This is a genomic window from Streptomyces humidus, assembly GCF_014649655.1.
Taxonomy (GTDB): Bacteria; Actinomycetota; Actinomycetes; order Streptomycetales; family Streptomycetaceae; genus Streptomyces; species Streptomyces humidus.
In genome coordinates, this window is sequence record NZ_BMTL01000036.1 from 50,268 (window position 1) to 64,054 (window position 13,787).

General features: G+C 72.0%; 10 protein-coding genes and 1 pseudogene. 8 read left to right on the top strand and 3 right to left on the bottom strand.

Translation table 11 applies throughout. From position 1 onward, the window contains the following. The first annotated feature begins 75 nt into the window (after positions 1–75). The 3 genes and pseudogenes from IE239_RS33270 to IE239_RS33275 all read left to right on the top strand — a co-directional run bounded on the left by IE239_RS33270 (position 76) and on the right by IE239_RS33275 (position 2,684). Positions 76–717 (top strand): gamma carbonic anhydrase family protein, encoded by a 642-nt coding sequence (locus IE239_RS33270; RefSeq protein ID WP_190153187.1) that lies wholly within the window; start codon positions 76–78, stop codon positions 715–717. Positions 718–777: 60 nt separating this feature from the next. Continuing rightward, positions 778–970: pseudogene (locus IE239_RS43150) on the top strand (helix-turn-helix domain-containing protein); the annotation flags it as partial. Between the two features lie 187 nt (positions 971–1,157). Further along, positions 1,158–2,684 carry a PucR family transcriptional regulator gene (locus IE239_RS33275; RefSeq protein ID WP_190153188.1) on the top strand — a complete coding sequence of 509 codons (1,527 nt, stop codon included), beginning with the start codon at positions 1,158–1,160 and terminating at the stop codon, positions 2,682–2,684. A gap of 57 nt (positions 2,685–2,741) precedes the next feature. On the opposite strand, the gene gabT is transcribed toward IE239_RS33275, so the two are convergent. Beyond that, positions 2,742–4,118: a 4-aminobutyrate--2-oxoglutarate transaminase gene (gabT, locus tag IE239_RS33280; protein ID WP_190153189.1), complete on the bottom strand. Its 1,377-nt coding sequence runs from the start codon at positions 4,116–4,118 to the stop codon at positions 2,742–2,744. A gap of 241 nt (positions 4,119–4,359) precedes the next feature. Here gabT and IE239_RS33285 point away from each other — a divergent pair, with 241 nt between their 5' ends. The 3 genes from IE239_RS33285 to IE239_RS33295 are packed head-to-tail and all read left to right on the top strand — an operon-like array spanning position 4,360 to position 7,125. Beyond that, positions 4,360–4,743: a hypothetical protein gene (locus tag IE239_RS33285; protein ID WP_190153190.1), complete on the top strand. Its 384-nt coding sequence runs from the start codon at positions 4,360–4,362 to the stop codon at positions 4,741–4,743. Beyond that, positions 4,740–5,894, top strand: coding sequence for a CaiB/BaiF CoA transferase family protein (locus IE239_RS33290; RefSeq protein ID WP_190153191.1), 1,155 nt, complete (start codon positions 4,740–4,742; stop codon positions 5,892–5,894). Before IE239_RS33285 ends, IE239_RS33290 begins: the two co-directional genes overlap by 4 nt. A 52-nt stretch (positions 5,895–5,946) precedes the next feature. Then, positions 5,947–7,125 (top strand): acyl-CoA dehydrogenase family protein, encoded by a 1,179-nt coding sequence (locus IE239_RS33295; RefSeq protein ID WP_229878512.1) that lies wholly within the window; start codon positions 5,947–5,949, stop codon positions 7,123–7,125. A gap of 140 nt (positions 7,126–7,265) precedes the next feature. Here the strand turns inward: IE239_RS33295 and IE239_RS33300 are convergent, their stop codons facing one another. Continuing rightward, positions 7,266–8,021: a FadR/GntR family transcriptional regulator gene (locus IE239_RS33300; RefSeq protein WP_190153193.1), complete on the bottom strand. Its 756-nt coding sequence runs from the start codon at positions 8,019–8,021 to the stop codon at positions 7,266–7,268. A gap of 120 nt (positions 8,022–8,141) precedes the next feature. Between IE239_RS33300 and IE239_RS33305 the strand changes: the two genes are divergently transcribed. Together IE239_RS33305 and IE239_RS33310 are read left to right on the top strand one after the other, a co-directional pair. Then, positions 8,142–9,878, top strand: coding sequence for an IlvD/Edd family dehydratase (locus tag IE239_RS33305; protein ID WP_190153194.1), 1,737 nt, complete (start codon positions 8,142–8,144; stop codon positions 9,876–9,878). Between the two features lie 56 nt (positions 9,879–9,934). Next, positions 9,935–11,122, top strand: coding sequence for a fumarylacetoacetate hydrolase family protein (locus tag IE239_RS33310; protein WP_190153195.1), 1,188 nt, complete (start codon positions 9,935–9,937; stop codon positions 11,120–11,122). A gap of 174 nt (positions 11,123–11,296) precedes the next feature. On the opposite strand, the gene IE239_RS33315 is transcribed toward IE239_RS33310, so the two are convergent. Further along, positions 11,297–13,678: a beta-xylosidase/alpha-l-arabinosidase gene (locus IE239_RS33315; RefSeq protein ID WP_190153196.1), complete on the bottom strand. Its 2,382-nt coding sequence runs from the start codon at positions 13,676–13,678 to the stop codon at positions 11,297–11,299. Between the last annotated feature and the right edge of the window lie 109 nt (positions 13,679–13,787).

The window sequence follows — 13,787 nt, forward strand, 5'->3', positions numbered from 1 at the left end:
CGTCCGCATGCCTCGACGAAAGCGATGTCCGAAAACCGCCAGCCCGCTCGCGGCCGGTCGGGTGAGAATCCGCTCATGATCGGTGAAACGCAGGGAATCCGCATCCGGCATCGCGGGCATGAACCGCAGGTCCATCCCACCGCCTACGTCGCCCCGACGGCCACGCTGGTCGGTGATGTCCGCGTGGGGCCGAGGGCGCGGGTGATGTACGGTGCGGTGCTCGATGCCGAGGGGTCTCGGATCGAGGTCGGGGAAGCGGCGGTGATCTGCGAGAACGCGGTGCTGCGCGGGTCCGCGGTCGCCGGCGATCAGCCGGTGCTCGTCGGCGACCACGTCTTCGTGGGGCCGCATGCCACGCTGCTGGGCTGCGAGGTCGGCAGGTGCGTCTATGTGGCGACCACGGCGACGGTTCTGCAGTGCGCACGGTTGGGGGCGGGCTCGGTCGTCGCCGTCGGCGCGCTCGTCCACGCGCGCACCGTTCTGCCGGACGAGTACTTCGTGCCGCCGCACACCGTGGCGCTCGACGCGCCGGTGCGGTTGCTGGCCCCCGGTGATCCTGGCCTGGCCGAGGCCGTCGGCCGGGTGGGCTTCGCGCAGGCGGCGTTCGGTGTCGACGCGGAGTGGACCGACCGGATCAGCCGGTACGAGCAGATCGCGGAGGTGCGCGTCGCCGAGTTCGGCGCGCACGCGGACGACGAGGTGCTGAATCACGGTTAGCGCCGCGTCATCGACCCTTGTGCTGCGCTGAGGTGACGCGTCGTCCGGATCCCACTCCGGCGGCGGGCCCGGACGGTGCTGCCGTCCGCGCAGGGCATGCCCGTGGCGAAGATCGCCGAGGCGGCGTTCACAGCGCAGACCGGGTCCGGGAGGTGATCCACCGCTTCGACGCCGACGGCTTCGACTCCCTCTGCCCGAAGGACAAGGCGGCCGGCCCAAGACGTTCACCCCGCCAGAACGCCGTGAGGCAAGGGTCCGAACTGCGGCGAGCCTCCACGCCGTCCTGCCCTCACCACGATCGACATCGGCTTCTGACCTGGCTCAACGGCCGAGTGCAGCAGCCCGGTGGTGAACCCGCCGCGCGGCCTTGTGCGATGGGCCCACCGCATGCCTGGCTCTATCTTTGGAGGTGAATCCCACGACGTCGGGCGGTGAATCGGATGGGAGTCCCCCTTGCCTGGCTGCTGCGACGCCCGGAGCTGGGCCTGAGGCTGGTGGCGGGCCGCAGCGGGCTGCACCGGGAAGTGGTCTGGGCGCACAGCATCGAACTCGCCGACCCGGCACCGTGGCTTGCAGGCGGCGAGCTGGTGCTCACCACCGGGCTGCGGCTGCCCACGTCGCCCGGGGCGAGCGCCGACTACATCCGGCGTCTCGCGAAGGCCGGGGTCACCGCCGTCGGTTTCGGGACCGGCCTGTCGCACGACCAGGTGCCCGAGGAGTTGGCGGAGGCCGCCGAGGAGGCCGGGATCGTTCTGCTGGAGGTACCGCTGCCCACGCCGTTCGTGGCCGTGACCAAGGCGGTCATGGAACGCCTGGCCGAGCAGCAGTACGAGGGTGTCGTCCAGGCGTCACGGATCCAGCCGCGCATGACCCGGGCCGCGCTGCACGGCGGGGCGCAGGCTGTGGTGCGGGAGCTGGCCGTGTCCACCGGCGCCTCCGTGGTCTTCCTCGACCACGAGGGCAAAGCCCGCGCCGCGCACCCGCCCGACGCCGTCGTCCCGCAGGCGGACGCCCTCGACGGCGTCCTTGCGCCGGACGAGGCGGCGTCCGCCGTGAGCACCGGTCCGGACGGCGTGGTGGCCCTGCAGCAGGTCCGGGTGGGGCCCCGCGTCCACGGTCGTCTGGCCCTGGCAGCCGACCGGACGCTCACGCCCGTCGACCACCTCCTGCTCGGCCACGCCGCGTCGCTGGTCGCGCTGGAGGCGGAGAAGCCGCTGCGCCTGCGTGACGAGCAGAACCGCGTCAACGCCATGCTTCTGAAGATGCTGCTCGACGGGACCGTCGAGGCGGCTGCCGCCTTGGACCATTTCACCGAGGCGGGTTTCCCCGTCCGCGACGGCATCCGCGTTCTCGCTCTGCGAGGCGGCAGCCCGCGCCAGGCCCTCCAGGCGGTGGGGGAGGAGCTGGCCGAGCGGGGCCTGCCCCTCTTCGGTCGCGTGCACGACGGTTGCGCGGCCGTGCTGCTGCCCGCCGGCCACGGAATCACGGCACAGACGGTCACGGACGGCGTGCGGGCCCGGTCGAGGTCGCAGACCTGGGCCGGTCTGAGCGCCGTCCACCGCCTGACCGCGGGACCCGTCGCCCTGACCGAGGCGTGCAACGCCGCCTCGATCGCCCAGGCCCGGGGAAGCGCGGACGTCGTCGGCTTCGAGTCGCTGGCCGGGCATCTGCTCACCGGCGTCCCCGAGACGAGAAAGCTCCTGCAGTCCCTGGCCGAGGCGCGCCTCGGCCCACTGGCCGCGTACGACGCGGAGAACGGCACCGACCTGCTCGCATCGCTGCGCGCCTTCCTGGAACACAACGGTCAGTGGGAGGCAGCCTCCACGGCCCTCGGCGTCCACCGCCACACCCTGCGCAGCCGGGTGGACCGGGTCCAGAGCCTGCTCGGTGCGGATCTGGACTCGGCCCATGTACGGGCCGAGCTGCTGCTGGCGCTGTCGGCATGGCGAGGGCACGGGCGAGCGTGACCGGTACGGCCGCTCGGCCACGGCTGCTCGGCGTCGCCCGGCCGGGAGAGAGTGAGCTCAGCCGGCGCAGGCGGTCTCCTTGGCGATCGCCTCGCCCAGAACGGTCAGCCCTTCTTCCAGCAGGGCGTCCGAGATCGACAGCGGGGGCAGGAACCGCAGGACGTTGCCGTAGCTGCCCGCGGTCAGGACCAGCAGTCCGTCCGCGTGGCAGCGCTTGGCGATGCGGGCGGCGAGGTCGGGAGCGGGCACCCGGTCACCGTCCTGTTCCACGAGCTCGACGGCGATCATGGCGCCCCGTCCCCTGACGTCTCCGATCACCGGATGCCGGTCGCTGAGTCCGCCGAGGAATTCGAGCATGGTGTCGCCGATCTCCCGGGCGCGTTCCAGCAGGTCGCCCGCTTCGATCTCGTCGAAGACGCCGAGCGCTGCCTCGCAGGCCACGGGGCTGCCGCTGAACGTGCCGCCGAGTCCGCCCGCCGGGACGGCGTCCATCAGCTCGGCGCGGCCGGTCACGGCCCCCAGCGGCAGCCCGCCGGCGAGGCCCTTGGCGGTGGTGATCAGGTCGGGCCGGATTCCCTCGTGCTCGCAGGCGAACATCCGGCCGGTGCGGGCGATGCCGGCCTGGATCTCGTCCACGATCAGCAGGATGCCCCGGCTGCGGCAGATCTCGGCGACGCGCCCGAGGAAGCCGGGCGCCGGGACGATGAAGCCGCCCTCGCCCTGGATCGGTTCGATCAGCACCGCGGCCACGTTGTCGGCGCCCACCTGCCGGTCCAGCAGGTCGGCGAGGGCGGACGCGGCCTCCTCGGCACAGCGTTCGGGACTGCCGGGCCAACGGTACGGGTACGCCATCGGCGCCCGGTGGACCTCGGGGGCGAACGGGCCGAAGCCCTGCTTGTAGGGCTTGTTCTTCGCGGTGAGGCTCATGGTGAGCAGCGTGCGCCCGTGGAAGCCGTGGTCGAAGACGACGATGCCGGGGCGACCGGTGGCGGCTCGGGCGATCTTGACGGCGTTCTCCACGGCCTCCGCCCCGGAGTTCACCAGAATCGTGCGCTTCTCACCCGGGATCGGCGCCAGCTCGTTCAGCTTCTCGCACACGTCCAGGTAGGACTCGTAGGGGCTGACCAGGAAGCAGGTGTGGGTGAACCGGCGCAGCTGCGCGGCGGCGCGCTCCGCCACCGCCGGGGCGGAGTTGCCCACCGTGGTGACCGCGATGCCGCTGCCGAAGTCGATGAAGGAGTTGCCGTCGGCGTCGACGATCACCCCGCCTCCGGCCGCTTCCACGAACACGGGCAGGACGGCGCCGACGCCGGCCGGCACCAAGCCGCGCTGACGGGCCAGCAGCTCACGGGAACGGGGGCCGGGGATCTCGCTCACGACCCGCCGAACCTGCGCGAGGCCGGGACCGCCGACCGGACGGGAAGCACCGGGCATGGAACATCCTCCGGGATGCGAAAGGACTGGGGGCGACGAGCCAAACACCGTGGCGCCCGGTCGGCCATGGACGGATCGGAGTGCTCCTCCTGCGCAACGCAGGACATCTCGTCGAGTGCGGTGGCGCCCGTCCGGTCCCGAGAATGGCGTCCTCATGAACCCGAGGTGCCGGCGTGGCGCGTCCGGGCGCGCGTGACGCGTCCGAACGTTTCGCGCGTACGACCGTTTGAAAGGAAGGCCGATGCGGCAGAGCGCAGGCAGCGACGCGGCGGCAGGCGGAATCGACCGGTCCGCCCGGTCCCTGCGCCACCTGGTCGCGGGGCAGGGGCGAACGGGCGACGCTGACGAACTGCTCGACGACCCTCCCGCACGTCCCCGTGAGAGCGTGGCTGTCGGCCGGCTCGCGCAGGAGCACGATCTCGACCAGGACGTGACGGCCGCCCGCGACGCTTTCCCCCGCTGGGCGGCGGCGCCTCACCACGGACGGGGCCGGACACGGGACCGGGCCGCCGACGTCCTCGATGCGAACGACGAGGTCCGGGGCGCGCGAGGCAGGGCGGCACGCGACTTCTTCACCCGGACCAAGACGCTGTGCGTACGCCCCTCGCAGAGGCGGGACCGGTGAGCGCGGCATCCGGCGGACCCCTGTCCGGTGTGCTCGTCGCCGACTTCGGGCGGGTCCTGGCCGCCCCGTACGCCACGATGCTGCTGGCCGACCTCGGCGCCGACGTGATCAAGGTCGAGCACCCGGTCCACGGGGACGACACACGGGCCTGGGGGCCGCCCCACGCCCAAGGCGAAGCCACGTACTACCTCTCGGTCAACCGCAACAAACGCTCCCTCGCCCTCGACCTGCGCGAAGAGCAGGACCTGCGCAGGGCGCGGGAGCTGGTACGCCGAGCCGACGTCCTGTTCGAGAATTTCCGGCCTGCCACCATGGCCGGGTACGGGCTCGGCTACGACCGGGCGCGTGAGCTGAACCCGCACCTGGTCTACTGCTCGATCTCCGGCTTCGGCGCCGGGGCCGGTGCCGCCCTGCCCGGTTACGATCTGCTGATCCAGGCGGTCGGCGGCCTGATGAGCGTCACCGGGCCGGCCCCCGGGCAGCCCGTGAAGACGGGCGTGGCACTCGTGGACGTCCTGACCGGGCTGCACGCGTCGATCGGCGTGCTGGCCGCACTGCGGCACCGTGAGGCCACGGGAGAAGGCCAGCACGTGCAGGTCAATCTCCTCTCCTGCCTGCTGTCCGGCCTGGTCAACCAGGCCGGCGGCTACACCCTGGCCGGCGAAGTGCCGGGCATCCTGGGCAACCGGCACCCCTCGATCGCACCGTACGACGTCTTCCCGACGAAGGACCGGCCGATGGTCGTCGCCGTCGGCAACGACCGGCAGTTCCGCGCCCTGTGCCAAGGTCTCGACACCCCGGAACTGGCCGACGACCCCCGCTTCGCGACCAACACGGACCGGGTGGCACACGTCGACGAACTCACGCAAACGCTGGGGGAGGCGCTGTCGGCGCGGACCGCGGCGGCATGGTTCGACCACCTCACACCGCTCGGCGTGCCCTGCGGACCCGTGAACGACCTTGCGCAGGCCTTCGACCTGGCCGACACGCTCGGCCTGAGCCCCCGTGCCACGGTCACCGGGCCGGACGGCGCCCCCATGGACCTGGTCGCCAACCCGATCGGTCTCTCCCGCACCCCGCCCCGCTACGAACGCCGCCCGCCCCGCCTCGGTGAGCACACCGACGACCTCAGGGCCTGGCTGGACGCCTGACCACCGGCCGCACCCCCTTCCGCGCCCCGACCACCCCCTTCAGGAGCACATGATGAGCAGCGCCCAACCGATGAAGGACCCCCTGGACCTCATCGACCTCTCCTTCGTCCTCAGCGACGAGGAGCGCGAGATCCAGGCCACCGTCGCCAAGTTCCTCGCCGACCGGGTGCGCCCGCACATCGGCGAATGGTTCGAGAACGCCCACTTCGCCCGCGAACTCGCCCCGGAACTCGGCAAGCTGGGCGTACTCGGCATGCACCTGGACGGCTACGGCTGCGCCGGCACCAACGCCGTCTCGTACGGTCTGGCCTGTCTGGAACTGGAGGCAGCGGACTCGGGCTTCCGCAGCTTCGTCTCCGTTCAGGGCTCGCTGTCGATGTTCTCCATCTGGAAGTGGGGCTCGGAGGAACAGAAGCAGGAGTGGCTGCCCCGGCTCGCCGCCGGCGAGGCCATCGGCTGCTTCGGCCTGACCGAGCCGGACTTCGGCAGCAACCCCTCCGGGATGCGCACCAGGGCCGTCCGCGACGGCGGTGACTGGATCCTGAACGGCTCCAAGATGTGGATCACCAACGGCGGCATCGCCGACGTGGCCACCGTCTGGGCGCAGACCGAGGACGGCGTGCGCGGCTTCCTCGTGCCGCGCGGGACACCTGGCTTCACCACGCAGGACATCAAGCAGAAGATGTCGCTGCGCGCGTCGATCACCTCGGAGCTGTACTTCGACGACGTACGGCTGCCCGACGCGGCGCGGCTGCCGCACGCCCAGGGCCTGCGCGGACCGCTGTCCTGCCTGAACGAGGCCCGCTTCGGCATCCTGTTCGGCGCGGTCGGCGCGGCGCGCGACTCGCTGCAGGCAGCCCTCGAGTACGCCGACTCCCGGGTGCAGTTCGACAAGCCGATCAGCGCCTTCCAGCTCACCCAGAAGAAGCTGGCCGACATGACCGTGTCCCTGGGCGGGGCCGCGCTGCTCGCCGTGCACCTGGGCCGGCTCAAGGACCAGCACCGCATCCGCCCCGAGCAGATCAGCGTCGGCAAGCTCAACAACGTGCGCGAAGCGATCGCCATCGCGCGCGAGTGCCGCACGATCCTCGGCGCCAACGGCATCTCCCTGGAGTACTCACCGCTGCGCCACGCCAACAACCTGGAGTCGGTGCTCACGTACGAAGGCACCAGCGAGATGCACACCCTGGTCGTCGGTCAGGCTCTCACCGGCCACGCGGCCTACCGCTGACGCTGCCCCACACACCGGTTCGGGACGCGGCAAGCGGCCTTCCCCCGTCCCGACCGGATCCCAGCCCGTCCGTCGGACCACTCCCGTTGAGCTCCGCTGAGACAGGAAACGCGCCCCGTGGCAGGGACCTGGGCCCCTGGTCATACGGCGTCGCCGGGGGCGCCGCCCGGCATGCCGGGCGACCGGATGATCTCCTGTTCGGCCGCTTCGACGATGGCCAGGACGGCCGCCGCCGCCGCCACGGGATCGCGGGCCTCGACGGCCTGCACGACGGCGCGGTGGCCGGGCAGCGAGGCTTCCACCGCGCCGGGGGTCTGCGTGCTGATGAGGAAGCTGTGCTCCAGTGCGATCTCGACAGCGCGGCCCAGTGAGCCGAGGAGACGGTTGCCGCCGGCGTCGAGCAGGGCCCGGTGAAAGGCGATGTCGGCCTCGACGTAGCCGTTGCGGCCGGGCGTCGCCGCCGCGGCCTCCATGGCCGCCAGGGCGTCGGACAGCGCGCGTACGTCCTCGGGGCCGGCCCGGCGGGCAGCGAGCCGGGCCGCCTCGGGCTCGACGATCCGGCGCAGTTCACTCGTGTCGCGCAGCAGGGCCGTGGCGTCCCTGGCCTGTTTCCAGCGCAGCACGTCGCGGTCGAGGTGATTCCAGTGCTCCGGGGGCAGCACGCGCGTGCCGGTGCGCGGGCGCACGTGCAGCATCCCCTTGGCGACCAGTGCCTTGACCGCTTCCCGCAGCCCCCCTCGGCTGACACCGATCTCGGCCGCGAGCGCGTCCTCGACCGGCAGCGGATCCCCCGGCTCCCACACGCCGCCCACGATGCGCCGCCCGAGTTCGTCGACCACGCGCTGGTGCGCGGTCGGAAAACTACCCATGATCTCTGCTCGCCCCCTGGACGCCATTCATCGAATCATTTAATGATTGCGTCACAGGGTACGGCTGCGGGTCGTCACCCGAGAACGCCCTCACCCGAGAACACCCCATCGCGAAGCGGACGACGCCGGAGCCACGGGAGTGCCCACATGACCGACGGTCAGAAGACGAGCCGCCGCAGCCAGGCATGGTTCGGCGCACAGGGCCGCAGCGGGATGCTGTACCGGTCCTGGATGCGCAACCAGGGACTCGGACACGAGGTGTTCGACGGGCGTCCCGTCATCGGCATCGCGACCAGCGCCTCCGAACTCGCCCCCTGCAACGCCCACCTGACGCGGGTCGCCGAGGCCGTCAAGCGCGGCGTGTGGCAGGCGGGCGGTCTGCCGCTCCAGTTCCCCACCATGGCCACCGGCGAGACCCTGATGCGCCCCACCGCCATGCTGTACCGCAACCTCATGGCCATGGAGGTCGAGGAGCTGATCCGGGCCAATCCGCTCGACGGCGTCGTGCTGCTGTCCGGCTGCGACAAGACGACCCCCGCCATGCTCATGGGCGCCGCCAGCGTCGATCTGCCCGCCGTCATGGTCACCGGCGGGCCGATGCTCAACGGCAAGTACCGGGGCCAGGACGTGGGATCCGGCACCCACGTCTGGAAGTTCGAGGAGGACCTGAAGACCGGCCGGATGACCGAGGAGGAGTGCTTCTTCGCCGAGGGGTGCATGGCCCGCTCCAACGGCCACTGCATGACGATGGGGACCGCCTCGACGATGGCCTGCATGGCCGAGGCGCTCGGCATGCAGCTGCCGGGCTCCGCCGCCTGGCCCGCGGTCGACTCCCGGCGGATGGAGACCGCCCAGGCGGCGGGGCAGCGCATCGTGACGATGGTGGAGGAGGAGCTGCGACCCTCCCGGATCCTGACCCGGGAGGCGTTCGAGAACGCGATCCGGGTCAACGCGGCCATCGGCGGCTCCACGAACGCGATCATCCATCTCACCGCCATCGCCGGCCGCGTCGGCGTCGACCTGAGCCTGCGGGACTTCGACGAGCTGGTCCGCGCCGTGCCGACCCTCGTCAACCTGATGCCCAGCGGCACGTACCTCATGGAGGACTTCTGCTACGCGGGCGGGCTGCCCGCCGTCCTGGCCGAGCTGCTCGGCGGCGACCTGCTGCACGGCGGACAGATCACGGTCACCGGACGCACCGTCGCCGAGAACACCGAGAGCGCCGAGTGCTTCGACTCCGACGTCATCACGAGCCTCGACGCCCCCTTCCAGCCGGCCGGCACCGGTATCGCCGTCCTCCGCGGCAACCTGTGCCCCGACGGCGCCGTGATTAAGCAGTCCGCCGCGTCACCGCACCTGCTCACCCACCGTGGCCCCGCGCGCGTCTTCGACTCCCCCGAGGCCTATCACGAGGTGGCCGACGACCCGGAACTCGACATCGACGAGAACACCGTCATCGTCATCCGCAACGCCGGCCCCAAGGGATACCCCGGCATGCCCGAGGTCTCCAACGTGCCGCTGCCCGCCAAGCTGCTGAAGGCCGGTGTCAAGGACATGGTGCGCGTCTGCGACGGCCGGATGAGCGGCACCGGCTACGGGACGGTGGTCCTGCACGTGGCGCCCGAGGCCGCCGTCGGCGGACCTCTCGCCCTGGTACGCGACGGGGACTTCGTGGTCCTCGACGTCCCGAACCGCACCCTGAGCCTGGACGTGGACGACGCCGAGCTCAAGCGACGCCGGCAGGCATGGAGGGCGCCCGCCGAACGGCACACCGGCGGTTACACCTGGCTCTACACCCAGAACGTCGAACAGGCCGACCAGGGCGCCGACTTCGGCTTCCTGCGCGGGAGCCGTGGACACGAGGTCCCCCGCGACTCCCATTGAGCGCGCCCCTGGGAGACCGTCCCCCCTCGCATCCGGAATCCAGGAGAGCATCGATCGTGGAATCGGCAGCAACGCCCCCTCGCCCGGTCCTCACGGCGGGCTCCGTCCTGCCGGAGGACGCCGACCGGGCCGCGCTCGTCGCGCGCGTCCACAGCCCGGAACGGGACGGACCGTGTGTGGCCGCGGTGCGCGGCGAGCACGTCGTCGACCTGACGGCCGTCGCACCCACCGTCTCCGACCTCATGGAACGCGACGACGCGGCGGCAGTCGTCCGCGAGGCCGACGGCGGCGACGTCTGGCGTCTGGACGAACTGCTCGGGGCGCCTCCCGGCCGCCGTGATGTTCCCCGTCTGCTCGCCCCCGTCGACCTCCAGGTGATCAAGGCCGCGGGCGTCACCTTCGCCCGGAGCCTGCTGGAACGCGTCATCGAAGAGCGCACGGGCGGCGATCCGGCGCAGGCCGCCCGGGTACGGGCCCGCGTCGTGCAGGTGGTGGGCGGCACGCTCGAGGGCATCCGTCCCGGATCGCCGGAGGCGGACAAGGCCAGGGAACTGCTGGTCTCCGAAGGGCTGTGGTCGCAGTACCTGGAGGTCGGGATCGGGCCCGACCCGGAAGTCTTCACCAAGGCCCCGGTGCTGTCCGCGGTCGGCACGGGCGCCGACATCGGGGTGCTCAGCGCCTCGGTGTGGAACAACCCCGAGCCCGAGGCCGTCCTCGTCGTGGACTCGCGCGGCCGGGTACGCGGCGCGACGCTCGGCAACGACGTCAACCTCCGCGACATCGAGGGACGCAGTGCCCTGCTGCTGTCCCGTGCGAAGGACAACAACGCCTCCTGCGCGATCGGCCCGTTCATCCGTCTGTTCGACGACGGATTCGACCTCGACACCGTCCGCGGGCTCGACATCGACCTGCGGGTCGACGGCACCGACGGCTACGTGCTGCACGGCAGCAGTTCCATGCGCGAGATCAGCCGCGACGTTCGGGAACTGGTGACCGCCACGCACGGTCCGCACCATCAGTACCCCGACGGCTTCGTGTTGTTCACCGGAACGCTGTTCGCCCCCACCGAGGACCGACAGGCGCCCGGCGCGGGCTTCACCCATGAGTACGGCGACGTCGTGCGGATCTCCAGCCCGCGGCTCGGCGCTCTGGTCAACACCGTCGTGCCCAGCGAACAGGCTGCGCCGTGGACGTTCGGCGTACGAGAGCTGATGCGCAACCTCGCCCGGCGCGGCGTGCTGTGAGACCACGAAGTCTCCCGCGGTCACGCCGGGTTCGGATCCTGCGCCCACGCCGAGTCGGAGGGCGGGGGCGCCTGACGTCGGGGAGCGGCACGCCGTCATGGAGCGCCGGTCCGGCTCCGCGGCCCCGTGCGCGCAGCGCCGCCGCTGCCGCGACGTGCGCCGCGCCCGAACGGTTCATGCCCGGGCAGCGTGCTCCTGCCCGACCGTGGCGTGCAGGCGCCGGGTGTGATCCACGTGGCGCTCCGCTCCGGTCAACGTGACCCTGGCCGTCAGGCGCGGATCAGCGCTGGAGGCGGCCAACCGCACTTCCAGCTCGCCCGGTTCGACGACGCGCCGCCCGTCGCGTCCGGTGAAGGAGGCGAGGTCGGCCGGGACCGTGACCCGCAGGCGCCGGTACTCGCCCGGCTCCAGCTCGACCCGGGTGTAGCCGACGAGGCGCTGCACAGGCTGGACGACGGAGGCGACCGGGTCGTGCAGATAGACCTGGACGACCTCGGTTCCGGACCGCCCGCCGGTGTTGCGGACGGTGAAGGCGAGGGCGAACTCGCCGTCCGTCGGGGCCTCCCGGACGTCCACGGCCAGGTCTGTCCAGTCGAACCGCGTATAGGACAGGCCGTGACCGAAGGCGAACGCGGGGGTCGGGTCGATGCTGGAGACGTCGCTGGCGTGAGCGAGCCGCGCCCCGAGGTACGTGGCCGGCTGGGAGCCCGGACCGCTCGGCACGCTGACCGGGAGACGTCCGGAGGGACCGGTACGGCCACTGAGCACCCCGGCGATCGCATGAGTGCCCTCCTCGCCCGGGAAGAAGGACTGCACGATCGCGGCGGACTCCGCCACGGCGCGGCCGAGGGCGTACGGCCGTCCCGCGAGCAGCACGGTGACCACGGGTGTCTCCAGGTCGAGCAGGGTGTCGAGCAGTTGCTGCTGCGCACCGGGCAGCGCCAGCGTCTCGACGTCGCATCCCTCGCCGCTGGTGCCCCGCCCGAAGAGCCCGGCGCGGTCGCCGAGCACCACCAGGGCGACGTCGGCCTCGCGTGCCACCCGGGCGGCCTCGCCGATGCCGGAGACATCTCCGTCGTCGATTCCGGTGCCGCGGGCGACCGTGATCTCGGCGTCGGGGAACTCCGCGGCCAGCGTGTCGCGCAGCGTGGGCAGCTCGATGCCGAGCGGGGTCCCGGGGTGGCGGACGCCGATGTGCTGAGGGAAGGAGTAGCAGCCCAGTACGGCGACGGGCTCGTCGGCGTTGGGACCGAGCAGGGCGATGCGGCGCGGCCGGTCGAGCGGCAGGATGCCGTCGTTGCTCAGTAGCACGACCGCTTCCTCGGCGAGCATGCGGGCCAGCGCGCGGTTCTGAGGGCCGTCCAGGTCGATCCGGCCGCGCAGGGCGCCGGGGTCGTCCAGGTCTGCCCCGTCGAGCGCGGCCGGCACGGGGTTCCAGTCCGGGTCGAGCAGACCGAGCGCTGCCTTCTGGGTGAGGGTCCGGCGTAGGGCGCGATCGACCAACGCCTCCGGTACCCGGCCGTCGGCGACGGCCTCGGCCAGGGGCGAGCCGTATGTCTTGACGTTGGGCAGTTCGACGTCGATGCCCGCCCGCAGCGCCGTGCCGGCGGCGCCGGCCCAGTCGGCTGCGATGCCGTGCAGGGTCTTCAGGAAGGCGATGGCGAAGTAGTCGGCGACGACAGTGCCGTCGAAGCCCCATGTGTCGCGCAGCAACCCGGTGAGCAGGTCCTCGTCGGCGGCGGAGGGCATGCCGTCGGTGTCGGTGTAGGCGTTCATCACCGACCGGGCGCCGCCTTCACGGATCGCCATCTCGAAGGGCGGCAGCAGGACGTCGGCGCGCTCACGCGGGCCCACGGAGGAGGGAGCGAGGTTACGACCGGCGCGGGAGGCCGAGTAGCCGGCGAAGTGCTTGAGCGTGGCGACGATCCCGGCCGATTCGAGACCCTGCACGTACGCCGTTCCGATGGTGCCGACGAGGTACGGGTCCTCGCCGATGGTCTCCTCCACCCGGCCCCAGCGGGCGTCGCGCACCACGTCCAGGACGGGCGCGAGTCCCTGGTGGACGCCGACGGCACGCATGTCGCGGCCGATGGCGGCGGCCATGCGCCGCACCGTGTCCGGATCGAAGGTGGCGCCCCAGGACAGGGGGACGGGGTAGGCCGTCGCCCCCCAGGCGGCGAAGCCGGCCAGACACTCGTCGTGCGCGAGAGCGGGGATGCCGAACCGGTTCGTGGCGGCGATCCGGGTCTGGGTGCGGGCCAGGGAGAGCGCACCCAGGGCGGGGTCGACCGGGACCGTGCCGAAGGGCCGGGTCAGCTGACCCAGTCCGGTGGGCAGGAGTGCGTCGAGATCGATGGGCTCCTCCATGTCGTGCTGGTGGGGAGCCACTTCGCCGCCCTGATCGGAGGCGCCCACCCACACCCCGTACAGCTGGGCGGTCTTCTCCTGAAGGGTCATCGCGTCGATCAGGGCGTCGACTCTCGCGGTGACGGAGACGGTGGGGTCGTTCCAGAGGGAGATTCCGGGGGTCTTCTCTGCAGTCACGTCGGCGTTCACTTTCCTCCCCAGGCCCGCCGGACCCCTGGTCAGGGCGCGGAGGGCGAACAACTGGACGATGGAATTCGATCCTGGAGCTCACAGAACGGCTCGGACCGCAGGCGCCGGC